Origin of the sequence: Cytobacillus kochii (assembly GCF_044790165.1) — a bacterium.
In the GTDB taxonomy this organism is placed as follows: Bacteria; Bacillota; Bacilli; order Bacillales; family Cytobacillaceae; genus Cytobacillus; species Cytobacillus kochii.
Genome location: NZ_CP085254.1, coordinates 1,201,799 through 1,225,504 on the forward strand (window position 1 = coordinate 1,201,799; position 23,706 = coordinate 1,225,504).

At 35.7% G+C, this 23,706-nt stretch carries 30 protein-coding genes; 27 read left to right on the top strand and 3 right to left on the bottom strand.

Going from position 1 to position 23,706, the window contains the following annotated elements; translation table 11 throughout:
• Positions 1–87: 87 nt before the first annotated feature.
• Positions 88–354 (top strand): hypothetical protein, encoded by a 267-nt coding sequence (locus tag LG276_RS06490; RefSeq protein ID WP_224935200.1) that lies wholly within the window; start codon positions 88–90, stop codon positions 352–354.
• A 7-nt stretch (positions 355–361) separates the two neighbouring features.
• Here LG276_RS06490 and LG276_RS06495 read toward each other — a convergent pair whose 3' ends face one another.
• Positions 362–871: a DUF6241 domain-containing protein gene (locus LG276_RS06495; RefSeq protein WP_224935203.1), complete on the bottom strand. Its 510-nt coding sequence runs from the start codon at positions 869–871 to the stop codon at positions 362–364.
• Between the two features lie 175 nt (positions 872–1,046).
• On the opposite strand from LG276_RS06495, the gene LG276_RS06500 reads away from it, so the two are divergent.
• The 12 genes from LG276_RS06500 (at position 1,047) to LG276_RS06555 (ending at position 11,324) form a co-directional block, all read left to right on the top strand.
• Positions 1,047–1,469, top strand: a complete 423-nt coding sequence (locus LG276_RS06500) for a MarR family winged helix-turn-helix transcriptional regulator (protein WP_224935207.1) — start codon at positions 1,047–1,049, stop codon at positions 1,467–1,469.
• Complete coding sequence (locus LG276_RS06505) at positions 1,453–1,800, top strand: DUF3147 family protein (protein WP_224935210.1); 348 nt, start codon at positions 1,453–1,455, stop codon at positions 1,798–1,800. Before LG276_RS06500 ends, LG276_RS06505 begins: the two co-directional genes overlap by 17 nt.
• 105 nt (positions 1,801–1,905) lie before the next feature.
• Positions 1,906–2,625 (top strand): YebC/PmpR family DNA-binding transcriptional regulator, encoded by a 720-nt coding sequence (locus tag LG276_RS06510; RefSeq protein WP_095370167.1) that lies wholly within the window; start codon positions 1,906–1,908, stop codon positions 2,623–2,625.
• A gap of 222 nt (positions 2,626–2,847) precedes the next feature.
• Entirely contained in the window at positions 2,848–3,111 is a 264-nt protein-coding gene (locus tag LG276_RS06515; RefSeq protein WP_224935213.1) for a CD3324 family protein, read from the top strand.
• Between the two features lie 101 nt (positions 3,112–3,212).
• The gene (locus tag LG276_RS06520; RefSeq protein WP_224935217.1) at positions 3,213–3,854 is read left to right on the top strand and encodes a FusB/FusC family EF-G-binding protein; all 642 of its coding nucleotides are present in this window, start codon (positions 3,213–3,215) and stop codon (positions 3,852–3,854) included.
• 380 nt (positions 3,855–4,234) lie between these two features.
• The gene (locus LG276_RS06525) at positions 4,235–5,215 is read left to right on the top strand and encodes an iron ABC transporter permease (RefSeq protein ID WP_224935726.1); all 981 of its coding nucleotides are present in this window, start codon (positions 4,235–4,237) and stop codon (positions 5,213–5,215) included.
• Positions 5,208–6,215: an iron ABC transporter permease gene (locus tag LG276_RS06530; RefSeq protein ID WP_224935220.1), complete on the top strand. Its 1,008-nt coding sequence runs from the start codon at positions 5,208–5,210 to the stop codon at positions 6,213–6,215. The genes LG276_RS06525 and LG276_RS06530 overlap by 8 nt, the downstream gene beginning before the upstream one ends.
• A gap of 17 nt (positions 6,216–6,232) precedes the next feature.
• Positions 6,233–7,009, top strand: a complete 777-nt coding sequence (locus LG276_RS06535; RefSeq protein ID WP_224935223.1) for an alpha/beta hydrolase — start codon at positions 6,233–6,235, stop codon at positions 7,007–7,009.
• Positions 7,010–7,140: 131 nt separating this feature from the next.
• Positions 7,141–8,241 (top strand): endospore germination permease, encoded by a 1,101-nt coding sequence (locus tag LG276_RS06540; RefSeq protein ID WP_224935228.1) that lies wholly within the window; start codon positions 7,141–7,143, stop codon positions 8,239–8,241.
• Entirely contained in the window at positions 8,219–9,709 is a 1,491-nt protein-coding gene (locus LG276_RS06545; RefSeq protein ID WP_251162920.1) for a spore germination protein, read from the top strand. Before LG276_RS06540 ends, LG276_RS06545 begins: the two co-directional genes overlap by 23 nt.
• Positions 9,706–10,842: a Ger(x)C family spore germination protein gene (locus tag LG276_RS06550; protein WP_251162921.1), complete on the top strand. Its 1,137-nt coding sequence runs from the start codon at positions 9,706–9,708 to the stop codon at positions 10,840–10,842. Before LG276_RS06545 ends, LG276_RS06550 begins: the two co-directional genes overlap by 4 nt.
• 26 nt (positions 10,843–10,868) lie before the next feature.
• Positions 10,869–11,324: an NUDIX hydrolase gene (locus tag LG276_RS06555; RefSeq protein WP_224935237.1), complete on the top strand. Its 456-nt coding sequence runs from the start codon at positions 10,869–10,871 to the stop codon at positions 11,322–11,324.
• A 46-nt stretch (positions 11,325–11,370) separates the two neighbouring features.
• Here LG276_RS06555 and LG276_RS06560 read toward each other — a convergent pair whose 3' ends face one another.
• Positions 11,371–11,661: an AbrB/MazE/SpoVT family DNA-binding domain-containing protein gene (locus LG276_RS06560; protein ID WP_095370159.1), complete on the bottom strand. Its 291-nt coding sequence runs from the start codon at positions 11,659–11,661 to the stop codon at positions 11,371–11,373.
• A 292-nt stretch (positions 11,662–11,953) separates the two neighbouring features.
• Here LG276_RS06560 and LG276_RS06565 point away from each other — a divergent pair, with 292 nt between their 5' ends.
• The 4 genes from LG276_RS06565 to LG276_RS06580 all read left to right on the top strand — a co-directional run bounded on the left by LG276_RS06565 (position 11,954) and on the right by LG276_RS06580 (position 15,187).
• On the top strand, positions 11,954–12,931 hold the full coding sequence (locus LG276_RS06565; RefSeq protein ID WP_224935240.1) for a ring-cleaving dioxygenase: 978 nt from the start codon (positions 11,954–11,956) through the stop codon (positions 12,929–12,931).
• Between the two features lie 346 nt (positions 12,932–13,277).
• Complete coding sequence (locus LG276_RS06570; protein ID WP_251162922.1) at positions 13,278–14,444, top strand: TraB/GumN family protein; 1,167 nt, start codon at positions 13,278–13,280, stop codon at positions 14,442–14,444.
• Between the two features lie 44 nt (positions 14,445–14,488).
• A complete protein-coding gene (locus LG276_RS06575; RefSeq protein WP_095370157.1) occupies positions 14,489–14,674 on the top strand; it encodes a hypothetical protein in 186 nt (61 codons plus the stop codon).
• 126 nt (positions 14,675–14,800) lie between these two features.
• Entirely contained in the window at positions 14,801–15,187 is a 387-nt protein-coding gene (locus LG276_RS06580) for a hypothetical protein (RefSeq protein WP_233435292.1), read from the top strand.
• A gap of 120 nt (positions 15,188–15,307) precedes the next feature.
• On the opposite strand, the gene LG276_RS06585 is transcribed toward LG276_RS06580, so the two are convergent.
• Positions 15,308–16,240 carry an aldo/keto reductase gene (locus LG276_RS06585; RefSeq protein ID WP_251162923.1) on the bottom strand — a complete coding sequence of 311 codons (933 nt, stop codon included), beginning with the start codon at positions 16,238–16,240 and terminating at the stop codon, positions 15,308–15,310.
• Positions 16,241–16,401: 161 nt separating this feature from the next.
• Between LG276_RS06585 and LG276_RS06590 the strand changes: the two genes are divergently transcribed.
• The 10 genes from LG276_RS06590 (at position 16,402) to LG276_RS06635 (ending at position 23,706) form a co-directional block, all read left to right on the top strand.
• A complete protein-coding gene (locus LG276_RS06590) occupies positions 16,402–17,073 on the top strand; it encodes a response regulator transcription factor (RefSeq protein ID WP_251162942.1) in 672 nt (223 codons plus the stop codon).
• The gene (locus LG276_RS06595) at positions 17,066–18,496 is read left to right on the top strand and encodes a HAMP domain-containing sensor histidine kinase (RefSeq protein WP_251162924.1); all 1,431 of its coding nucleotides are present in this window, start codon (positions 17,066–17,068) and stop codon (positions 18,494–18,496) included. The genes LG276_RS06590 and LG276_RS06595 overlap by 8 nt, the downstream gene beginning before the upstream one ends.
• A gap of 16 nt (positions 18,497–18,512) precedes the next feature.
• A complete protein-coding gene (locus LG276_RS06600; protein ID WP_251162925.1) occupies positions 18,513–19,358 on the top strand; it encodes a class I SAM-dependent methyltransferase in 846 nt (281 codons plus the stop codon).
• A 110-nt stretch (positions 19,359–19,468) separates the two neighbouring features.
• Positions 19,469–20,059 (top strand): hypothetical protein, encoded by a 591-nt coding sequence (locus LG276_RS06605; protein WP_251162926.1) that lies wholly within the window; start codon positions 19,469–19,471, stop codon positions 20,057–20,059.
• A 9-nt stretch (positions 20,060–20,068) separates the two neighbouring features.
• Positions 20,069–20,206, top strand: coding sequence for a hypothetical protein (locus tag LG276_RS06610; protein ID WP_251162927.1), 138 nt, complete (start codon positions 20,069–20,071; stop codon positions 20,204–20,206).
• A 75-nt stretch (positions 20,207–20,281) separates the two neighbouring features.
• The gene (locus tag LG276_RS06615) at positions 20,282–20,485 is read left to right on the top strand and encodes a hypothetical protein (RefSeq protein ID WP_224935257.1); all 204 of its coding nucleotides are present in this window, start codon (positions 20,282–20,284) and stop codon (positions 20,483–20,485) included.
• A 20-nt stretch (positions 20,486–20,505) separates the two neighbouring features.
• Positions 20,506–20,799: a spore coat protein gene (locus LG276_RS06620; RefSeq protein WP_251162928.1), complete on the top strand. Its 294-nt coding sequence runs from the start codon at positions 20,506–20,508 to the stop codon at positions 20,797–20,799.
• A gap of 119 nt (positions 20,800–20,918) precedes the next feature.
• Positions 20,919–22,157 (top strand): S1C family serine protease, encoded by a 1,239-nt coding sequence (locus LG276_RS06625; protein WP_251162929.1) that lies wholly within the window; start codon positions 20,919–20,921, stop codon positions 22,155–22,157.
• Positions 22,144–23,010, top strand: coding sequence for a peptidylprolyl isomerase (locus tag LG276_RS06630; protein ID WP_224935264.1), 867 nt, complete (start codon positions 22,144–22,146; stop codon positions 23,008–23,010). The genes LG276_RS06625 and LG276_RS06630 overlap by 14 nt, the downstream gene beginning before the upstream one ends.
• Before the next feature lie 15 nt (positions 23,011–23,025).
• Positions 23,026–23,706 carry a polyphosphate polymerase domain-containing protein gene (locus LG276_RS06635; RefSeq protein WP_306470083.1) on the top strand — a complete coding sequence of 227 codons (681 nt, stop codon included), beginning with the start codon at positions 23,026–23,028 and terminating at the stop codon, positions 23,704–23,706.

Below are 23,706 nucleotides of genomic sequence, written 5' to 3' on the forward strand. Positions count from 1 at the left end.
TTTTACATTGTTACCCATATATTAATGATTTAGAATAAAGTATATTAAGCGTATGTAATCTTGAAAATGATGGATGGGAGGGAAGGGATGAAGTATATTTATTCTTTTAGTGTGTTTATATTGGTTTTGTTCATGTATTTTTATTTAGTTGCTACAAGCATTGTAGGTAGTTATCTTATTGGTGATGAGTTGTATAAGGATCATCTTATTTTTCCAACTGTACTAGATGGAACACCTACTGTGGTGGATCAAGCGTTGTATGCATTTAAAGTTTCAGGCTATCCCTATTATGCTTTTCTCTGCTTTATGATGATTATATTTACTCTGTATAGAAAAAAGAGGAAAAGTAAGTAGTTACGATTTATTCAAAATACTTCTCAATAAAAGCTTCTTCTTCTTCTGGGGATAAGATTCCAGTTGCCTTACCAATTGTGCCATTTTGCAATGACCAGAAATAATTGTGGTCATTATCTACATTAGAGAAATCCCCTTTGCTCCATTTATCTAAAATAGTTAAAAGCTCTTCTTCATGTTCAAATTGATTGTTTTCAATCGTTTTTTTCACTTCTTCAATTGCTTGTTCTGACATTCGAACAGAACCCCACTTTTCACTTGCCTTGACTTTTTGATGTGTCATTTTATGCATCACATCAATTACTTCACTTTGAGTCGAATTTGTACTTAATCCAGTGTTTTCCGTATAGGCATTCATATCCCCATCTATACTAGCTTTTCTTGATGCTTTATTTGAAGTATCACCCTGAAGATTAGCTACTGAAAGAGAATCATTACTGAGATAACTTGCAGTAAACCAGCCTCCGCTAATAATCACAAAGCCACTTATTATAATAATTACGAGCCATTTTTTCATATTAATTTGATCCCCTTTCAAAGTAGGAAGGTTTGTGAATGTGGAAACTTTCTTAGAGAATTGATTGTAATACAGATTATTGTGAATATTTTACCATAACTTAAAAACATTTGTATATTTATCGTATTATACGATATAATCTTATTATAAGATGAAAAAGAATGAGGTTGATTATATGAATCCAACTGAACTAAATAAATACTGGACAGACATCTATTTTTACTTACGTTATCAAAATCAAAACGAGGATAAGATATCCCATCAAGGTGTAAGGATTTTGCAGCTTTTAGATAAGTGTGAACATATTGGAATAAAAGAAGTAGCGAAGAATATTGACGTCTCACACAATACTGCGTCTGAACATGTGAAGAGATTGATTCATAAGTCATGGATACATAAAGAAAGATCAACAGTAGATGAGAGAATGGTTATATTAAGGCTAACTGAACAAGGGAGGCAAGTACTAAAGAGAAATGCGAATCTTGACGAAGGAAAATTAGCGCAAATTCTCGCTAGTATGACGCCTTCGGAGAAACAAATCATTGATTCTGCCTTACACTTATTAAGTGAGCGAGCGAAAAATGCAACTAATAGTTAAAATACTTCTTTCAGCAATCATTATTGGCGTTGTTACAGAAATGGCTAAACGTTTTCCTACATATGGTGGTGTCATTGCTGCATTGCCACTTGTCAGTTTATTAAGCCTTATTTGGCTCTGGGTAGAAAAAAATGATACAGGAGTGATGAGTGAATTCACACTTGGGGTTCTTTTAGGTTTACCAAGTACGATAGTGCTTTTGGCTATTGTCTTTTTTTCGCTAAAGGCTGCTCTTTCTTTCACTGTTTCTATTCTTTTCGGTGTCATTGGTTGGGCAGTTTTTCTCGGGGCACAATTTGTCTTACTTAACCTATGGAAAAACATTAATTAATCAACGAGCTTTTTTCTCTTAGCGGTTTGCGTTATAATAATCAATGAATATTTAGTGCATCTAAAAAAATGATGAGTAGATAAAAGTTGAAAGAGAGTGGGACATATGGGCCGTAAATGGAATAATATAAAAGATAAGAAAGCGGCAAAGGACGCCAATAATAGCCGTATTTATACGAAATTTGCCCTTGAAATCTATGTAGTGGCAAGACAAGGGGAACCTGATCCTGAATCGAATCAGGCATTAAAACAAGTATTGGAACGTGCAAAAACATATAATGTACCGAGAAATATTATCGACCGCGCGATTGATAAAGCGAAGGGTGGCGGGGAAGAAAAGTATGATGAGCTTCGTTACGAAGGATTTGGTCCTGGAGGTAGTATGATTATTGTTGATGCCCTTACCAATAATGTCAATCGCACAGCATCAAATGTGCGCGCTGCATTTGGTAAGAATGGTGGAAATATGGGTGTAAGTGGCTCTGTTTCTTATATGTTTGATGCAACAGCTGTTTTTGGTTTAGAAGGAAAAACAGCGGATGAAGTGTTAGAAATATTGATGGAAGCGGATATTGATGTGCGTGACCTTCTTGAAGAAGAAGAATCAGTGATTGTTTATGCAGAACCTGACCAATTCCATGCTGTGCAAGAGGCGCTAAAAGGTGCTGGCATTGAAGAGTTTACAGTTGCAGAACAAACAATGTTACCACAAACAGAAGTGAACTTAGAGGAAGAACAACTTGCGCAATTTGACAAATTAATTGATGCCCTAGAAGATTTAGATGATGTACAACGTGTTTACCATAATGTAGACATGAGTGAATAAATATAAATGATGGATGCGATTTTTTGTTTCGCATCCATTTTATTCTATTTTTAGGAGGTGGTCACAACATGCAAATCACCTTTTTGCTAAATAATGAAACAGCTCACGCGAAGCCTATAGAGAAGGCGATACTTTGTGTGAGGTAGAATAAATGCAATCGCCATGTCTCTTCATTAGGCTTTGCGTCCTTATTATCTACAAACAATAAGGAGCGAGCGTAAGATGAGATATCAAAAAGCAAAGAATGTGTTGCCACCTGAATTATTAAAAGAGATACAAAAATATATTCAAGGTGAATCGATTTATATCCCTAAACCCCCTCACAATAAGGATGGTTGGGGAATGAAATCAGGTGCAAGACTCAAAATCAGTCAAAGAAATGAAGAGATTAGAGCTTCCTATAGTATGGGAAAAACAATGGATGAGCTAAGCGATGAATACTTTTTAGCTCACGAGACAATAAGGAAAATTATTTACACAAAATAAATGATTTATGCCGACTTTAATTTTTATTTAAATTCGGCATTTTTTTATGTTTACATATAGGGTAAATTAAGAAGGAAGAAACTAAGGCAGGAGTGAAAATAATGATAGCCTTTATGACCAATGAACAGTATAATCTTGTGAAAAAACAGGTGAATAAAATAATAAATGCCAAGTCCTCTGTCAATGATCCAACGATCTTAAAAACAGTAAAAACATTGGCATGGGAAGCGGTTCAGCAATCATTACCTGATATGGCGGAGGAGGAGGCTTCCTTACTGGGACAAATGCAATTGGTTGACGATCGATTAACTGCAGATAAATTCTTTCATGAATTAAAGCCCTATGTTATCCCCTTCCCAGCTCTGTCAGAAACGAAATTAAGGAAGTTATTTCCAAAGGTGAAGAAGCTGAAGTTCCCATTAATTGATGCAGAAGATTATCAAACAATGACCTATCTATCTTGGGATGAAAAGGGTAGTCAGTACCGAATGATTGTTGCCCCATACGAACAAAGCTATATTGGTTTAAGAGGAACTTTCCAACCTTCTGAACAAAAAGGGCTTTGTCATATTTGTCACCGTTTTACAGATATAGGCATGTTCATAGTCGAGACAAAGGGTGAAGTCGTTGGTACCTTTACCAAAAGAGGTAATACGGTGTGTAAAGATATGAAAGATTGTAATCATCATGTAGAAACTTTGCTTCATTTGTCAAAATTTATTCGACATATAACAGGAAAATAGATAAATGTAGCGAAATACTTAAGTGGATATTGATTTGATTTTTAAGCGGCACTTCAGCGATGAAGTTGCCGTTTTTCTTTTGGTTGAGAAAATATAATTGTCTAGTAATAAGCGCACATGCTGAAGGCTTGTATAGGCTAACGGTATGTGTTTGTTACTTTAAGATATGAGAAGATTCATTTTTTTCTCTTTTTCTCTTGTCAATCGGGAGATGTTTTATTATAGTAAATGATAACGATTATCATTTTCGTTAAGAGTTGAAGTGGATTTTTTACATAGAAACAAAGACGGTAGTATCTTGACTATTTCTATACATTTTAATAGAAAAATAAATAAAAAGAGTTGTGGGGATTGTGAAGAATAAAACAAGATTAGCAAAAATGATTATATTGATATCACCTATACTTATGATAATAACAACTATTTTATCTGTTATTTACGGAACTAAAGGGATATCTTTTTCAACGATTTGGGAAGCTTTTACTGCATACGATGAAGGTAATACGGATCATGCGATTATTATTACCTCAAGGTTGCCAAGGGTATTAACGGCCATGTTAGTTGGTGCATTTTTAGCTGTGTCAGGTGCGATTATGCAAGGAATGACAAGGAATTATTTAGCTTCTCCTTCCATTATGGGTGTAACAGATGGTTCTGCATTTGTTATTACTATTTGCATGATTGTATTGCCGAATATGACTTCTATTGAAATGATACTGTTTTCAATGGTTGGCTCCGCATTAGGTGCAGGAATTGTCTATGGGTTTGGTTCTTTAATACCAAAAGGTTTAACACCCGTTCGATTAGCGATTATTGGAACCGTCATAGGTACCTTTTTATCAAGTACTTCTGCTGCATTAGCATCTTATTTTCAAATTTCACAAGATGTTAGTTTTTGGTATAATGCCAAACTTCATCAAGTAGATGTAGATACATTTCTTTTGGCCATTCCATTTGGTGTCATTGGTTTGATTATCGCTCTCATCACGTCTGGACATATTACCATTCTTTCTCTAGGAGAAGAAATTGCTGTTACTTTGGGGCAAAAGACGAAATGGGTGAAAGCACTTGCTTTATTGGCAGTCATTTGTCTGACTGGGACAGCAGTAGCCCTCGTTGGTAAGGTTGGTTTTGTAGGGTTAATTATTCCTCATATTGCAAGATTTTTAGTTGGTGTGGATTATAGATGGCTCATTCCATCTTCCGCAATAATTGGGGCGATATTTCTAGCAGTATGTGATATCATTAGTCGGTTTGTCAATCATCCGTTCGAGACACCAATTGGTGTTGTGACAGCACTCATAGGAGTGCCATTCTTCCTCTACCTGATTTATAAGAGAGGGGGAGAAAAGCATGCGTAAAACCGTTCTTATTGCGATTGTTTTATCTATTCTTATTTTAGTGAGTGCTTATGTCAGCTTAGTTTATGGAGTTATAAATGTAAATTTTACTGATGTCATCAATACTTTATTCCGTATTGATCCGTCTGATCAGCTTGATTTAGTTATTTTTGATTTTCGCTTGCCTCGAATTGTCATTGGAGCACTTGTTGGATTTGGTTTAGGTATAGCAGGTACGGTCATTCAAGGTGTAACAAGGAATGGATTGGCTGATTCCGGAATTCTAGGAATCAATGCTGGAGCAGGGGCTGCAATTGTTATATTTATGTTGTTTTTCCAAGGGCAGCTGGATTTAACTGGTTGGCTATCGATCATGATTATGCCGATTTTTGGATTGATTGGTGGACTACTTGCAGCGGTTATTATCTTTTTCTTCTCTTGGCAAAAGGGGACATTTGATACAGGTCGGTTAATTCTAACTGGTATTGCCATTAGTTCTGGTTTTGGTGCGCTTTCTATGTATATCTCTTTAAAAATGAATTCTTCTGATTATGAAATGGCTGCTGTTTGGGTATCTGGGAGTATTTATAATGCGAATTGGATTTATATTATTTCAATGATACCTTGGCTAGTTATTCTTATTCCATTAATCATCCGGAAAAGTTATTTATTAGATCTTTTCCGACTATCTGACATTAGTTCGAAGGGTGTAGGAGTACCTGTTGAACGTGAAAAGATTAAACTCATTATTTTAAGCATTGGGTTAATTAGTGCTTGTGTATCTGTTTCAGGAAATATTAGTTTCATTGGTTTAATGGCACCACATATTGCACGACAATTGGTAGGGATGAAGCATCAATTTATTTTACCGATTTCGGGCTTGATTGGTATGCTTCTTGTGGTCATTGCTGATTTTGTTGCCAAAAATGTGTTCACGCCAGTCGAATTGCCGGTAGGAATTGTCATATCAATGATTGGTGTACCATATTTCTTATATTTATTAGTCAAGCAAAAAAGATAATGATAGGGGATGGGAAAGTGTTACATGGAGAAATACAACAATGGACAGTACATTCTAAAACAAAGCAAGACTATGTCATATCAATTCATATGCCAGAGAATCCACCCCCATCTGAAGGCTATGGTGTTCTTTATGTACTTGATGGAGATGCCTATTTTCAGTTGATAAAGGAAGTTATTCGGCTGCAGGCGAAACGGTCTGCTAAAACAGGCGTATCTGAAGTGATTATTGTAGGTATAGGATATGGAGCTAAAGATTTTCATTCAAGGAGGGTCTTTGATTTTACCCCACCTGCAGAAAGTGATCATTTACCACTACGACCAGATGGTAGTGCTTGGGGAGATACTGGCGGAGCCGAACAGTTTAATGACTTTATAGAAAATGAGTTAAAACCAGCTATTAATAAAGAGTTTCCGGTTAATCAAGAGAATCAATCCTTATTTGGTCATTCTTTAGGTGGGTTATTCACATTAATGACGATGATGAATAATCCAACTTCTTATCACGCGTATTTCGCTTGTAGCCCTTCGATTTGGTGGAATGGTGAAGCTCTCATGCAAGAAGTGCCAGCTTTTATGGAAGAATTTGAACAAAGGCAGGAGAATCGCGATATCCGCCTTTTTCTGGCAGCAGGTGGGGACGAGAAGGAACATTTATTGATAGCTGTTAGAAAGTATTATGAGAAAATCAAGGAAATGGAACAACTGTCAGTTATATATAAGGAAATAGAAGGAGAAAATCACGCTTCTATTATACCAACAGTATTGAGTACGGGTTTGAGATTTCTTCGGTAATTCTATAAAAAGGGGTTTTGTGATGTCTTTATCACAAAACCCCTTTTTAAATTGTTACGGTTGTAAAGTCAAATATGTTTTGGAATAAAAACCAACTTCTTCCCTCATATTAAGAAAAAGGGAGGTAAGAGATGATGGTTCGAAGTATTACCGCTTTAAATTCATTTCCTGTTTTGGGCCTTGCCATTGGTTTGATGACCCATGTAATTGTATTGCCCTCTGTCTTAAGCGTGGCAGGACGTAGCGCTTGGATTAGTTTAATGATAGCTGGAAGTCTTTATATTATTTGGATTCCTCTCATTTACATAATAATAAAGAAAACAGGGCAACAAAACCTGATGAACTGGTTAAAATCCAACAGTCCTCCAATTGCGTATAATGCCATTCGAGCACTGATTTTATTTCTTTTATTCATCAATGTATTTGTTACATTATATACAACTTTTTCGTGGGTGAATACTAATTATATGATACAAACACCTAAGTATGTTTTATTTATCATTTTAATCATTCTTTGTTTATTAGCTGCACTCTCAGGTATAAAAGCTATTACGATTGCTAGTGGAATTCTATTTCCTATCGTTTGTTTTCTTGGTTTTTTTATTATGATAGCCAATTTTAAGTTTAAAGATTATTCGTTACTTTTTCCCATTTTTGAAGAGGGATGGGCTCCTATTCTAATAGGTGTTGTTATTTTATCAGGAGGGCTTTTGGAGGTTTTTTTGTTAGTTTTATTACAGCATCATATTCGTGATAACATCTCTTTAAAATTTTTCATTCCGATATGTATTTTCTTCGTCTTTGTTAATTTTGGCCCTTTAATTGGTGCAATTACTGAATTTGGTCCAGCACAAGCATCAGAATTAGTGCACCCTGCTTATGCACAATGGCGTTTAATTACTTTAGGGAAATTTTTGAATAAGTTAGATTTCCTTTCTATTTATCAATGGCTTTCTGGTGCGTTTATTCGTATTAGCTTGTCTATCTTTATCATTGGGGATTTATTTCATTTTAAGACGCAAAAAAGGAAAGTGATTTTATTAATTAGTGTGTGTCTTTTTTTAATAATCGGCCTATCTTTACCAATTGATGGACCGACTTATAAAATCATGATTGATCATTACTTTTTTTCTATTACAGTTATTGGGATTCTACTTGTGACGCTCAGTATTCATCTAATCCTATTCATTAAAGGAAGAGTGGAAAAAAATGAAAACGCGATTAAACAATAAGAAAAGACTGCCGAAAACTGATAAATTGGATGAGCAATACTTAAGGCAGCAATTCGCAATCAATGGCGACGTGCAATTTGTTAATTATTCGTTTCAATATTATCCACAACCAGGGAAAGTGGTTGTTCTCTTTTCTGAAGTAATGATCGATAAAGGTAAATTAAGTGAGGCTTTAGGTAGGTTAGAAGAAAGTTTTTTAGAAGACAAGCGCCTAGAAGAAAAAAGGGAAGAGAATGAGCAATTACTTATGTATCAAGTGAATGTTGAGGAAGAAGATAAAGAATCAATAGCAGAAGATATTTATTCTGGCATGGTTTTTGTCCTAGTAGAAGAATTAGATAAAATGTTCAAATTTGAACTGCCTCAAATTCCTAATCGTTCACCAGAAGAGTCCAATTCGGAATTATCTTTTCGTGGACCAAGAGATGGATTTGTGGAAGACTTGCATATTAACCTTGCGTTAATAAGAAAACGGTATAAAACCTCAACCTTAGTAAATGAAGCAATTGAGATAGGGGTACGAGGGAAAACAAAAATTAGTTTATTATATGTGAAAGATATAATAAAGGAGCAATATGTTATTGATTTAAAAAGTCAGCTAGCAAAAATAGAAACAGATGTGATCATTAGTACGACCGATTTAGAAGAGGTGTTGTCAGGTAAGTACTATACTCTTTTTCCCTTGTTTAATTATACCGGACGCCCTGATAACGTAGTTGCTAATCTAGATTTAGGTAGATTTGTCATTATTGTGGATGGTTGTCCTACTGTAATGGTTGGTCCAACTACATTATTTTCAGTATTAAAAACACCGGAAGATCGCTTCACAGAATATTATTATACGAATATGCAAATGTTTTTTAGGTTAACTGGTCTTGTCATATCAAGTATTTTGCCAGGATTTTATGTTGCTATGATTTCCTTTCATATGGATCAATTGCCTTTCCCATTTTTGGCGACTATCACAGTTTCGCGAATGGGATTACCATTATCACCACCGTTAGAGGCATTTTTAGTCTTAGCTTTATTTGAGTTATTTAAGGAAGCAGGTAATACTCTTCCTAGGGCTATCGGACAAACATTAACGGTCGTAGGGGGGCTAATCATTGGTGATGCAGCAATAAGGGGTGGTTTAACAGCTCCCACCATGCTTGTTATTGCTGGTGTCACTTCTGTTGCTGCATATACCCTTGTTAACCAGTCACTCGGTGCCTCCTTAAGCCTTGTACGTTTCTTTATCTTGCTTTTCTCAGCGGTGCTCGGTTTATTTGGCTTTTTTATCAGTATTTTTTCAGTGATATTATATTTATCTAGACTAGAGATGTTTGGTTTGCCTTATTTAGCTCCACTTTCTCCTTTGTCATTTAAAGATACATTTGCAAGTATTTTAGAAAAACCTTATCTTTTACGAAAAAAAAGGTCAAGTACTATGCGACCTAAGGATGACACGAAGGGTAGGCTAAAATGAAAAAAATCCTTATACCTATTATCGTATCTGCTCTTCTATTAAGTGGTTGTTGGGATGAAAAGGACATTGTGGAAATGCAATATATAACCGCCATTGGCATTGATTATGATAAGGAAAAAGACGATTATATATTGTACGCACAGGTAGTATCTTTTGCAGGTGTAGCAAAGTCGGAGCAAGCAGAAACAGTGCCGTCGAAGGTCTGGGTTGCTAAAGGTCAAGGAAAATCAATGGAAGCTGCTATAAATATGATTTACGATAAATCCAATCAAATAGTATACTGGGCACATATAGGAATCATTATTTTTCATGAACGATTACTGCAACATGGGATTGATCAAATAAGTGATAGTTTGGCTCGTTTTCAACAGATACGGGAAACTAACTGGATGTATGGCACGAAAGATTCGATTGAGGATATCCTACTAGTAACAAGTCTCTTTAGCTCCGCGGTTCAAACAACACTTTTTAATCCAGAGGAAGCTTATCATGTACACTCTATCATTTCACCTATCAGAATGCATCGGTTCTATTCAGATTTTACTGAGAAAGCTACCACCACAAAACTACCGATGATATCAGTAAAAGAGGATGTTTGGAAAACTAAGGGAGCAACAAATGATTCAGCTAAAAGCTCTGGAGTTTTCCTTTTAAAGGAGAAGAAATATTTAGGTAGTTTACCCATAAGTCAATTTAGAGGCTTACGTTGGGTAACAAAGACAACAAAAAGGTCTCCGTTAAGAATCAAATTGGAAAATAATGATGAAGTAAATATCATTATTACCCAATTAGACCCGCATTTGAAAATAAATAAGTTAGACAAAGATACATTTGATATCGATATTAATGCAAATGGAGGGATCATTGAGGTTCAAAAAGAAATTTCGTTACCCATTCTGAAGGAAAAAATTATCGAAAAAATGGAGAAGGAAATTAGAGAGACCTATGAGAATGCTTTAAATATAAAGGCGGATATATATAATCTTGAAGAACTTGTGTATAGAAAAGATTATGACCGTTGGAAGCATGATTACAAAGGAAGGTTTACCCTAACAGAAAATTCTATTGCGAATATAAATATAGATATTACTATTACGAAAACAGGAGAGTACGATTATCAATTTTCTTATTAAGATTTGGAGAGGGGAAGCAAGAAGAAATGGAATACTATAAAAAGATAAGAGAGTTTGTAGGTAAGGAGCCATTACTTTTACCTGGAGCTGTTGTTGTTATCGTGAATGACCGAAATGAGATTTTACTACAACAAAGGCCGGAGTCTCTTTGGGGCTTACCCGGAGGATTAATGGACTTAGGTGAAAGTATGGAGGAAGTAGCGAAAAGGGAAGTAAGAGAGGAAACGGGGCTTGTTGTCGAGAATCTTTCGTTTGTTCAGTTGTTTTCAGGTAAGGAATTCTTTGTACGTACAAAAAACGGTGATCAGTTTTATGCCATTACTGCGGTTTATATGACAAATGACTATAGTGGGGAATTAACTACAAATAGTGATGAAACCTTGTCTGCACAATTCTTTCCTATTGATCAGCTTCCAAGTGAATTAATCGAGAATTATCAAAAGTATATAGAACCAGTTAAACAATTATTAAAGCAACCATAAAAAACAAGGCTCTCATTATACTTGAGGAGCCTAGTTTCTTAATCGCCTATTTAAAATGTAACAGTGATTGTTTGTTTCTAATTTCTGTTATGAGTGACTCTGCGGCTTTTCTACTAAGTACAATTTTCCCGTCAGCTAGCACTAAATTATCATTCTCGATTTCACCCGTTATTTGACAAGCTTTACTGGCATTATACTTTTGTAATATAATTCGATCGTTTTCAACGAATATTTCAAGTGGATCCTTCTCATAAATTTCTAAAGTATTTCTTAGTTCCTTTGGAATGACTATTCTCCCTAATTCATCAACTTTACGAACAATGCCTGTGCTTTTCAAAATGACTACCTCCTATTAATGGTTGTGGATTCCACTTATTTTTTTTAATAGTTAAATATTATACAATGTTAGCAAAAATCCTTTATTAAACTGGTTACATTTATATTACTATTTTTATCGTTTTTGTCATAAAAGTTTTTTTCTGTAAAATGGCATAGAGCAATGATGATAATAGGTTGACAGAAAATCGAATTCGTGATAATTTTATCTCAAGTTAAAGATATTTTAATTCAAGATATTTAAATACTTTTAAATAATTATGTAGATATTAATTTGAGAAGGGAATGATTCGATGTTCGGTATAAAAGGCGTTCATCATGTAACTGCGATTACTAGTAGTGCAGAAAAGAATTATCAATTTTTCACCTATACTTTAGGGATGAGATTAGTGAAAAAGACTGTCAATCAAGATGATATTCAAACATATCATTTGTTTTTCGCAGATGATAAAGGAAGTCCTGGAACAGATATGACTTTCTTCGATTTCCCTAATATACCCAAAGGTGTTCATGGTACAAATGAAATTTATCAAACATCTTTCCGTGTACCTAGTGATCAGGCATTGGATTATTGGGTGAAAAGGTTTGACCGATTAAATGTTGCCCATAGCGGTATCCAAGAGCAATTTGGCAAAAGAGTTTTGCCGTTTGTTGATTTTGATGATCAGCAGTATCAGCTTATTTCCGATGAAAATAATAAAGGTGTCGAAGCTGGGACACCGTGGCAAAATGGCCCCATTCCTTTAGAGTATGCGATTACTGGCCTTGGTCCGGTCTTTGTCCGTGTATCTAATATTGATTATTTTAAAGAAATGCTGATGAAAGTATTAGAGTTTAGAGAAATTGCCCAAGAAGATGACTTGTACTTATTTGAAGTTGGCGAAGGTGGTAATGGTGCACAAGTAATTGTTGAGTATAATACCGTTTTACCGATGGCACGCCAAGGATACGGTACCGTTCATCATGCTGCTTTTAGAGTGGAAGATAGGGAAGCAATTGATCATTGGACTGGGAGAATGGCGCAATTTGGCTATCAATCATCAGGTTTTATTGACCGTTTCTTCTTCGGCTCTTTGTATACAAGAGTGGCACCGCAAATTCTATTTGAGCTGGCTACAGACGGTCCAGGGTTTATGGGAGATGAACCATATGAGACACTAGGTGAATCGTTATCACTGCCACCATTCTTTGAATCTAAAAGAGAACAAATTGAGGGCCTAGTCAGACCAATCGATACAATTCGAAGCACAATTGATTTTAAAAAAGAATGAAGAACTCTATGCGTATTAATTAGGATTAAACAAACGCGATCTCATTTGATCGCGTTTTTTAATTTCGTTAAAATTAATTATGCTTAAAACAATACATACTTATCTGAGTTGATTATTTTTCAAGATGATACATAACACCCACCAATTAATAGGGATACTATTCTATATGCTTTATCTAATTTGTGTGAAATACAATATGTATAACAGAAAGGAATAAGGGAATAACTTGGAGCAGTATTTTTTCAAAGAAATAAGAGAAATCAATTTTCATTTTGCATTTTCTAGTTTAGTATGGTTATATGTATAAAAAAGTACGGCTAGGTTAGATGAAGGGGAAGATCGTTGCATGTCAGAAGAAAATATCACGAGAATACATATGTATGATAAAGAATATATCCTTATTGGTACAGCACATATATCCAAAAATAGTGCGGAGCAAGTAAAAGAAGTGATTGAAAGAGAGCAGCCTGACTCCGTATGTATTGAATTAGATAAAGGTAGATATGAGTCTATCACAGAAGGTAACAAATGGAAAGATACGGATATTTTTAAGGTGATTAAAGAAAAGAAAGCAACACTTTTATTAATGAATCTTGCTATCTCCTCTTTTCAAAATCGTATGGCTAAACAATTTGGAATTAAAGCAGGACAAGAGATGATCCAAGGCATTGAATCTGCTAAGGAAACCGGAGCAAAGCTTGTGTTAGCTGATAGAAATATCCAAATTACGTTTTCTCGTATCTGGAGAGGACTGGGTTTTAAGGGAAAAGCAATGTTACTTTCGCAAGTATTTGCCGGTATATTTAGCAATGAAACGATTACAGAAGAAGAATTAGAAAAAATGAAAAATCAAGACTCAATTGATTCCATTTTAAATGATTTTACTGAGGTATTCCCACAATTAAAAGTCCCTTTAATTGATGAACGTGATCAATATTTGACAGAGAAAATAAAGAATGCGCCAGGTGAAAAGGTTGTTGCTGTATTAGGAGCAGCTCATGTTCCAGGTATCAAAAGAGAATTTGAAAAAAAACATGATCTCAAGAAATTAACGGAAGTACCACCAAAATCAAAAGCGCCAAAAGTCATTGGCTGGATGATTCCAGTAGCAATTTTAGTCCTTATTGTTCTTACTTTTCTAATGAATCCAACTGCTGGAGTACAACAAACAATTAGTTGGGCCCTTTGGAATGGAGGACTCGCTGCTTTAGGGGCTGCTATTGCATTTGGACATCCTCTTACAATATTAACAGCATTCATTGCCGCGCCGTTTACCTCATTAAGTCCGTTGTTAGCTGTAGGTTGGATCGCCGGATTTGTCCAAGCATTTATTAAGCGTCCGAACGTTCGCGATTTCGAAAACCTCTCGGAAGATGTATTTACATTGAAAGGGTTTTGGAATAATAAAGTAACTAGGATTCTCCTCATTATTGTACTATCCAACCTGGGTAGCTCATTAGGAACTTTTATTGGTGGAGCAGATGTCATTCGTTTATTTATTGATCATTTATAAGTTATACTAGAATTAGTTATGTTTATTGAAAGGAAGTATGACGTTTGAAGAAATTTCCAACAATTATTATTGTTGCTATTGTAGTTGCGATAATAGCGTTTAATATGCTGGAAGCTGATTCAGCAGAATTAGTATTACGTGATCGAACGTTGATTTCAGCTGGTGCAGGTGTATTGTCCGGAACCATTATGTGGATTCTTTTAACACTTGATAAAAAAGATAAAAAGTAATGTAAGAGCGCCTTTCTTATGAAAGGCGTTTTTTTATATGGGCTTAAGTTGTGATGTTCTCTTTTTGTCATAACAGTTGAGGTTGGTCAATACAATGAAATAACAACGAATGAAAGAGGGGACAGCATGAATACGAATAGGGTGATTACCAATGAAGTACTTGTACGCTATGCGGAGCTCAGCAGATTAAAAAAACAAATTGATGAAGAGTTAGGTGCTATGAAAAAAGTATTCAATGAATACTTTGATCAATCGGTAGGGAGAAACGAAAAAGGTGAACTCATCCTCTCCCAATATAAATTACAGCGTCAAATTAGAGTGAAGGAGCAGTACGATAGAGAGAAGACAGTAAACAAATTAGAATCTATTAATCAGCATCAACTTATTCAAAAAATACCAGATGAGAAAAAAATTCAGTCTGCACTAGATTTAGAAATTATCGATGATAAAGATTTATCTGGCTGTAAAACAACACAATATACGAAGGTGATTGTCGTTAAAGCAAAGGAATGAGGAGAAAAAATAGATGGGATTTAGGATAGTTGAAAGTATGTATTTTACACGAACAAATCCATTTTTTGAATTTGTTCGTGTATTTGGTATTGTTCTGACTATTTTTTGAACCGACTTGTCTTATTTAAAGATGGTAGAAATTTGCTCTATTTCTTCTCCAGAAAGTTGCACTTCTAATGTTTTTAAATTGTTCAACACTTGCTCGGCTCTTTTAGCACCTGGGATAATGGCGTCGATGCTGTCTTTTGTTAAATACCAGGCTAAAACTATATGGGCGACTTCCACATTTTTCGCTTGGGCAATACCTCTTAATTCATCTACTTTTGCTAAGTTATCTTCAAAAACCTCTTTTTGAAAATGTGGGGAGTTAGCACGCAAGTCACTGAATGTTGTATTTTTATCGTATTTCCCTGCTAATAAGCCAGATGCTAGTGGAAAATAAGGTATGAATGAAATATTGTTTTCTTTTGTATAAGGAAGTAGGTCTGCTTCGGCGTTTCTCTGTAATAAATTATATTCCCCTTGGTATACATCTACATAACCATCTTTATTGGCTTCTTTTAATTGATCAATAGAAAAATTAGATACGCCAATAGCTCTTATTTTTCCCGCGTCTTTTAGTTCTTTCAATGCTCCAACTGCTTCGTCTTTTGGTGTGGATTCATCAGGAAAATGGATGTAATAAAGGTCAATATAGTCAGTTTGGAGTCTACGTAAGCTATCATCTACAGATTGTTTTAAGAAACTGGGGCTATTATCCATCACCACATCTTCTTTAACGAATTTATGTGCGCCCTTGGTCGCGATTACAGCTTCTTCACGTTTGCCTCTTTCTTGTAAAACTTCCCCAATGAGTTCCTCTGACCGCTCGGGCCCGTAAATAAAGGCAGTGTCTAGAAGGTTTACGCCATTATTCAATGCTTCATGAACCAGTTTTTTTCCTTGTGCTTCATCAAGGTTGGAGTATAAATTATGTCCACCCACTGCATTTGTTCCAAGACCAATAGGATTAACAAAAAGTCCAGATTTACCTAATTGTTGTTTCGACTTCATTTACTTCACTCCTTCTTTTAAGTTAATCTGATAATAACAAATAATGTTAAGATAACAAAGAAATACGTTTGTCATTCTTTCTTTTAAGTTGACATTTACTTGACATGAAACAGAACGATAATGAATAGTAAAACATACGTGAGGAGAGTATGGTGAGTGAAATGAGAACTGTTTTAATAGTGGAAGATGAATTACCCATTAGCCAAGTGTTAAAAGTTTATTTACAAAAGGCAAACTTTCAAACTGTCCAAGCATTTAATGGAACAGAAGCAATTCAAAAATTAAATGAATATCATCCATCACTTGTTTTGTTGGATGTTATGTTGCCAGATCGGGATGGATGGTCAATTCTAAAGGAAATCAGAGCGCAAATGAGTACGCCTGTTATTATGTTAACCGCTCTAGGAGACGTCCAATATCGCTTAAATGGATTAAATGAAGGAGCAGATGATTATATCGCTAAACCATTTAATGCAGAAGAAGTTGTAGCTAGAGTGCAAGCGGTCTTAAGAAGGACTGGTAAAAGTGATGAAAAAATCAAGAAGTACGGTGGTCTGATAATTGATATTAGGTCTCATAAAATTACATTAAATAGTGTTGTCATTGAGCTAACGCCTAGAGATCTTGCTTTGCTCATTTTTTTAGCAGAGCATCCGAATCAAACATTTACTAGGGAACAATTAATTGAACATGTTTGGGGTTGGGAATATGAGGGAAGTGATCGAGCGGTTGACTTAGCGATTAAACGAATTAGAAAAGCATTGCATTCATGGTCTACAGAAGAAGGCGAAATCAAGACTTTACGTGGATTGGGGTATCAATTAAGTGTCTAATCAACAAAGTAAACCTAGAGACTCTCTACTTCGTTATTGGACGACTCGCTATTTACTTGCACTTTGTGTCGGACTCCTGATTATCGCTTTTTTTTCTGTCTTATGGATTAGACATACCACAGTAGAAAACCGCCTCAATATTATGGAGCTAATGGCGGAAGAAATTGCTGACCGTTTTGTGGAAATGAGTGAAGGACAGCCAATTCCCAAAGGAGATGTCCCAGGGTATTTAAATGATAGAGGACGTTTTATGGATTTAGAAAGTGATCCACTTATTTCAATTGTTGATACGTATGGAAATACTTTAACAACCAATCGGCCTCAAGATCGAATGTTACAATTTTCCGAAGTTCTCTTGAATGAGGAGAAGACTGTTCAAGAATTAAATAATGATGCAACGAAAGAAGCTTTTTATGTTGTAAAAGTACCGATTACTTATCAAGATGCGACTGTAGGCTGGGTAGTTATGCTAGAATCGAAAGCAAATTTAGCAGAAGTAAACCAAGAATATCGATTATTAGCTATGATGATTATTGGTTTGGCATTAATTGGATGGACAGCGATTTACTTCTTGTCGAAGAGATTGTCTAAACCTATTCAAGAAGTAGCAGAGGCAGCTAGGGAAATTCAAGCGGGGAATTATCAAATTGATTTAAAGGATTCATACCAAGAACAGGAATTATATGAGCTTGTTCATTCTTTTAAAGAAATGTCTAAACGGTTAGAGAAATTAGAAACCTTACGTACGGAGCTGTTAGCAGGTGTGACTCATGAATTAAAGACGCCGGTAACGTCTATTGACGGGTTATTGCAGGCTGTTCATGAAGGAGTGGTGGAAGGTGAAGAGGCAAAAGAGTTTATCAAACTGTCCATATTAGAAACTGAAAAAATGAAAAAAATGGTGGAGGATCTATTAGCTTTTAACACTTATGCGACGAATGTGATGCCAGTTCAACTACAAGAATATGAAATCAATCAATTAATTAAAGAATCAGTCTATCAATGGGAAATTACGCATGAAGTAAGTCAGGATTTTCAACTTGTTGTGCACCAAGCGAGCACGCCTTTATTTGTGCAAATTGATCAGATAAGATTACAACAAATTCTAATTAATTTACTTAATAATGCCTTCCAGGCAATGGATGGAAAAGGGAAAATCGAGGTTAAAATAGACGAGGGACCGAAGAATATCTCTATAAAAGTTAAGGATAGTGGAAAGGGAATACCTGACGAAGAAGTACCATACATTTTTGAGCGTTTCTTTCGTGGACAAGAAAAGAAGCTTCGTGTAAGAGGATTAGGTCTTGGCCTACCGTTCAGTAAATTGATAGCACAATCAATGAATGGTGATTTAATTTTAGTTAAGACATCTGAGTGTGGTACTGAATTTATGATCGAATTACCTTATCAAAAACGGAGCTAAGGAAGGATTGACCAAAGTGAAAGAACCTGATCATACAGCTGTAAGAGTGTCTTTATGGCGAGCATTACACTTAATTGTTGATGAAAAACCTTATATTTTTCAGGATAATATCGGTTTAAAACTTATTTCTCCAAACGATGATTGGCAGAAACGCCCCGATATGGATGTAACAAATACAAGTGCTTTTAGAGCATCAATTGTTGCTCGCTCTCGTTTTGTTGATGATTTAGTTGTTGAACAATGTGAAAAAGGGGTAGATCAATATGTGATTCTTGGTGCGGGGCTTGACACTTTTGCACAAAGGCATCAAGAATTATGCCCTCAGTTGACCATTTATGAAATCGATCAAGTTGATACACAGTTATGGAAGAAAAGAAGACTGGAAGAAACAGGGTACCCCATTCCTGATTGTTTAAAATTTGTGTCCGTAAATTTTGAAGAGAAACAAGGGTGGTTAGATCAATTAAAGAAGAAGGGTTTTGATGATACAAAGCCTGCCGTTGTTGTTTCAACAGGCGTGACTCAATATTTAACTATAGATGCGATTATGGAAACATTGAAAATGTTTAGTAAGTTAGCAAAGGGCTCAAAGTTGGCGCTGACTTTCCTACTCCCATTTGAAAAAATAAAAAAACAAGATGAACGGAAAGAAGTGGATGAAGCAGAAAAAGGAGCAAAAGCAGGTGGAACGCCCTTTATCAGTTTTTTCACCCCTTCAGAAATGCTAGCACTAGCTAGAGAGGCAGGGCTAAAAGATGTAACTCATCTATCATCTATAGACTTAAAAGAGAAGTATTTTCGTGAACGTACAGATCAATTGATGCTGCAAAGTGGAGAAGATTTTATTGTAGCAACGATTTAGAAGACTCCTCCTACTTATTATAAGAAATCTATTCACATTTAACCCGCAATTTCAGATTATACCTGAAAGTTTGCGGTTTTTTTCGTTCTTGGATACTCGGCGATTGAACTGTGTGCTTTGGAAGAGTATTATGTCAAAACGAGATAGAACTGAAAGCCGAGGATAAGAGGTTAGCGCGTCATTTAGAAGGAAAAGCGGAATCGAACGCTTCGCAAAAGGTATTTGTACATCATTCAAAAGGAAAAGCGGAAATGAACGCTTCGCAAAAGGTATTTGCAAGTCATTCGAAAGGAAAAGCGGAAATGAACGCTTCGCAAAAGCTGTTTGCAAGTCATTCGAAAGGAAAAGCGGAAATGAAAGCTTCGCAAAAGGTGTTTGCAAGTCATTCAAAAGGAAAAGCGGAAATGAACGCTTCGCAAAAGGTATTTGCAAGTCATTCAGAAGGAAAAGCGGAAATGAACGCTTCGCAAAAGCTGTTTGCAAGTCATTCAGAAGGAAAAGCGGAAATGAACGCTTCGCAAAAGGTATTTGTACATCATTCAAAAGGAAAAGCGGAAATGAACGCTTCGCAAAAGGTATTTGTACATCATTCAAAAGGAAAAGCGGAAATGAACGCTTCGCAAAAGGTATTTGTACATCATTCAAAAGGAAAAGCGGAAATGAATGCTTCGCAAAAGGTATTTGCAAGTCATTCAGAATGAAAAGCGGAAATGAACGCTTCGCAAAAGGTATTTGCAAGTCATTCAGAAGGAAAAACAGAAACGAAAGCTTCGCAAAAGGTGTTAGAGAGTACGTTACCAAAACCGAAAACGAGAATTAACCCAAGGTGGAACCAACCGCGGAGATAAAAGAAATAACCGTCTTATGGAATAAACATACATTTATGTTTCATACTAACAAAAAGGAGTATGGGAGGTGGCGTAATGTATCAGTTAACGACGAAAGAATTGTCGGCAATTGAAGATGAAATTCGGGCGGAGGAAATAACAGCGAAGACGTTTAACTGGTGTGCTTCTCTTTGTGAGGACGAAGAAGTAAGGGTATCATTGGAAAAATTAGCAGAGGAACATCAGTTAAGGATTGCTGAATTATCAACCTATTTCAACCGAGCGAGGAAATTACATTAATTTTAATGGAGGTGGTTTCATTGCCGAATAATATCAATGGTCGTGGATTAACAGAACGAGAAATGATGCAATTATGTTTAGAATTAGCAAAAGGAAGAGTTCCCGCTATTAGCCACACATTAATGGAAACTACTCATGATGAATTGAGAGATATTTATGAGGGGTGCTTAAAAACAAGTGCAGAAGCCCAAAGAGAAATCTTTCAATTAATGGAAAAGAAGGGATGGTATGAAACGCAACTCGCTACAGTAGAAGAAATCGAAAATGTACAAAACTTCATGCAAAATAATTTAAACCCATCTCCCTCCGAATAATATTCGGAGGTTTTTATTTCTTTTTTTACATAAAAAATTCTTTTGACATATGCCTGACACATTCACTGATTAAATTATAAAACATAGGCAAGCCAATCAAATGAAAGAAGGGATTTTTAATGAATGAATTCAATCATTTTGAAGATAATCGCGAGTATCAAGCGAAGCGAAAAAATACTTGGATTAAAAGTGTAACAATGACTGTAGCAAGTGGAGTAATGGGCTCAGCCCTAACTTTGGGTGCAATCAATTATTTTCCTAATGAAACAAAACAGTCTACGGAGGTTGTACAGGAGCAATCAGAAACTAATGTTTCCAAAGTTAATGCTGAAACGGTATCAACTACGAGTGATGGGTCGATTGCAGATATAGTAGAAAAAGCCTCTAAAGCAATAGTGGGCGTTGTCAACATGCAAGAGCAACAAGCAAACCCTTTTAGTCATTCCACAGGCAACACACAAAGTGGGGAAGCAGTTGAAAGTGGTACTGGCTCTGGTGTTATTTTCAAGCAAACAGACAACGAAACGTATATTGTGACAAACAATCACGTCATTGAAGGAGCATCTAATATTCAGGTTTCTCTGCATAATGGTGAAAAGCTTCAAGCTGAACTTGTTGGAACAGATTCATTAACAGATATTGCCGTGTTAAAAGTGAATGAAAAAGTAGACGCTGAAGTCCTTTCCTTTACTGATTCTTCAAACCTTCGTGCCGGCGATCAAGTGTTAGCGATAGGCAATCCACTAGGCTTAGATTTATCCAGAACAGTAACTCAAGGAATTGTAAGTGCAGTGGATCGATCAATTGAAGTCTCTACCTCAGCCGGAGAATGGGATTTAAATGTCATTCAAACAGATGCAGCAATAAACCCTGGGAATAGTGGTGGAGCACTTATTGATTCAAATGGGAATTTGGTTGGTATTAATAGTTTGAAAATAGCTGATAGTGGCGTAGAAGGGTTAGGCTTTGCCATTCCAAGTAATGATGTCGAGAGCATTATTGATCAGTTAATGAAGGATGGTAAAATCATTCGACCTTATCTAGGTGTTGGTTTGATGGACTTAAATCAAGTACCGCAGTTTTATCAAGAACAATTACCGAAAAATGTAGAAGAAGGTGCCATTATTACCCAAGTAGAGGAAGGTTCGACAGCAGAAAAGGCGGGGTTGCAAGCTGAGGATATCTTAGTTTCAATTGGTGATCAAACCATTACAACCGCTAATGACTTAAAAGAATCTCTTTATAAAGATCTTTCGATTGGCGATAAGGTTAAAATAGGTTTTTATCGTGATGGGGAAAAGAAAACAGTAGAAGTAACGTTACAAGGAAATGGGGAAAAGCAAGTTGAAACAGAATAAATTATTGATTGCCACTGGTTGTATGTTTGTTGCTGCTGTCGTAGTTGCTGTTGTTTTATACAATAGTCATTCAAAAGCAGCGACAGTCAATGGAGAAAATATAAGCAAAGATGATTTGAATGAAGCGTTAATGTCTCAATATGGCACTTCTGTTCTAGATACATTAATATCTGATCAAATTGTTCTTCAAGAAATGGATAAGGAGAAGGTAACTGTAACTGAAGAAGAAGTGGCTGAAGAAATGGATGCCTATATGGAGCAATATGGGGGAGAAGAGGCATTTAAAGAAGTGTTAGATGAAAACGGGGTATCCTATGACTCTATAGAACATAATATCGAAATCTATTTAGGCTCAAAGAAATTGATCACACCAGGAATTGAAATTACTGATGATGAGATGGAAACATACTTTGAAGAAAATAAAGAAAGTTATGCTCAGGCAGAAGAGATAGAAGCAAGTCATATCCTAGTGGAAGATGAGGATACTGCCAAAGAAGTAAAACAAAAACTCGATGATGGTGACGATTTCTCAGAATTAGCAGCTTCTTATTCAACCGATGATTCAAATAAAGATAATGGCGGTGAATTGGGGTATTTTGGAGAAGGTGAAATGGTAGAAGCATTTGAAGAAGTGGCTTTTGCTATGGAAGTGGACGAAGTGAGTGATCCAGTTAAAACAGATTATGGTTATCACATTATAAAAGTAACAGATCATAAAGAAGCGAAAGAAGCCAATTACGAAGAAGTGAAAGAAGAAATAAAAGAGACTTTAATAGAGTCTAAGCTTTCAAGTGAATATACGGAATGGCTAAATGAGAAGTACGAAGAATATGAGATTAAAACGTATATCTAAAGGATGTGTTCGATTTTGAAAGGAAGGAAAGAGCTTAAACATGAAATCTCAAAAATGGATGGGGTTTTACTTAAAAAACGCTTAAGTTACTTTATGAATACGGACCCTCATTCAAATGGGAGTGGGGGATATAATGTTCGTAGCGTATACTTTGATAACTTTGAAAACAAAGCTTTAATTGAAAAAAAAGAAGGCTATATGAACCGTGCAAAATATAGGGTTCGCACATATAATGATGATTTTGACACAATTAATCTAGAAAAGAAAAGTAAGAAGAATAATCTGACCTATAAAGAGAAATGTAGGATGACAGCAGAAGAATATGAGCTTATTAGAGCTGGCGATATTTTATGGATGGAGAATGATACCAGACCATTAATGAGGGAACTTTTCCATAACATGGTTCGTTATCAATTGAAGCCAGTAACGGTTGTCGATTATGAGAGGGATGTTTATATCTATCCATATGGTAATGTCCGTTTAACTTTTGATAGCAATATTCGTACAAGCTTAAGGAATCCTGACTTTTTAAATACGACAATGCCTATGGTACCATCCCTTGATCATCAATTGATGATACTTGAAGTCAAGTATGATGAATACATTCCCGATGTCATTAAGATGCTTCTACAAATGCTTGATCGCAGGAAGGGTACGTATTCAAAATATCAATTAAGTAGAATGTATGGATTATAG

Bases quoted from the DNA above. Each gene is read 5' to 3' on its own strand.
- LG276_RS06490 (WP_224935200.1), top strand. From the start codon at position 88: ATGAAGTATATTTATTCTTTTAGTGTGTTTATATTGGTTTTGTTCATG.
- LG276_RS06495 (WP_224935203.1), bottom strand. From the start codon at position 871: ATGAAAAAATGGCTCGTAATTATTATAATAAGTGGCTTTGTGATTATT.
- LG276_RS06500 (WP_224935207.1), top strand. From the start codon at position 1,047: ATGAATCCAACTGAACTAAATAAATACTGGACAGACATCTATTTTTAC.
- LG276_RS06505 (WP_224935210.1), top strand. From the start codon at position 1,453: ATGCAACTAATAGTTAAAATACTTCTTTCAGCAATCATTATTGGCGTT.
- LG276_RS06510 (WP_095370167.1), top strand. From the start codon at position 1,906: ATGGGCCGTAAATGGAATAATATAAAAGATAAGAAAGCGGCAAAGGAC.
- LG276_RS06515 (WP_224935213.1), top strand. From the start codon at position 2,848: ATGAGATATCAAAAAGCAAAGAATGTGTTGCCACCTGAATTATTAAAA.
- LG276_RS06520 (WP_224935217.1), top strand. From the start codon at position 3,213: ATGATAGCCTTTATGACCAATGAACAGTATAATCTTGTGAAAAAACAG.
- LG276_RS06525 (WP_224935726.1), top strand. From the start codon at position 4,235: ATGATTATATTGATATCACCTATACTTATGATAATAACAACTATTTTA.
- LG276_RS06530 (WP_224935220.1), top strand. From the start codon at position 5,208: ATGCGTAAAACCGTTCTTATTGCGATTGTTTTATCTATTCTTATTTTA.
- LG276_RS06540 (WP_224935228.1), top strand. From the start codon at position 7,141: ATGATGGTTCGAAGTATTACCGCTTTAAATTCATTTCCTGTTTTGGGC.
- LG276_RS06545 (WP_251162920.1), top strand. From the start codon at position 8,219: ATGAAAACGCGATTAAACAATAAGAAAAGACTGCCGAAAACTGATAAA.
- LG276_RS06550 (WP_251162921.1), top strand. From the start codon at position 9,706: ATGAAAAAAATCCTTATACCTATTATCGTATCTGCTCTTCTATTAAGT.
- LG276_RS06555 (WP_224935237.1), top strand. From the start codon at position 10,869: ATGGAATACTATAAAAAGATAAGAGAGTTTGTAGGTAAGGAGCCATTA.
- LG276_RS06565 (WP_224935240.1), top strand. From the start codon at position 11,954: ATGTTCGGTATAAAAGGCGTTCATCATGTAACTGCGATTACTAGTAGT.
- LG276_RS06570 (WP_251162922.1), top strand. From the start codon at position 13,278: ATGTCAGAAGAAAATATCACGAGAATACATATGTATGATAAAGAATAT.
- LG276_RS06580 (WP_233435292.1), top strand. From the start codon at position 14,801: ATGAATACGAATAGGGTGATTACCAATGAAGTACTTGTACGCTATGCG.
- LG276_RS06585 (WP_251162923.1), bottom strand. From the start codon at position 16,240: ATGAAGTCGAAACAACAATTAGGTAAATCTGGACTTTTTGTTAATCCT.
- LG276_RS06590 (WP_251162942.1), top strand. From the start codon at position 16,402: ATGAGAACTGTTTTAATAGTGGAAGATGAATTACCCATTAGCCAAGTG.
- LG276_RS06610 (WP_251162927.1), top strand. From the start codon at position 20,069: ATGAACGCTTCGCAAAAGGTATTTGCAAGTCATTCAGAAGGAAAAACA.
- LG276_RS06615 (WP_224935257.1), top strand. From the start codon at position 20,282: ATGTATCAGTTAACGACGAAAGAATTGTCGGCAATTGAAGATGAAATT.
- LG276_RS06625 (WP_251162929.1), top strand. From the start codon at position 20,919: ATGAATGAATTCAATCATTTTGAAGATAATCGCGAGTATCAAGCGAAG.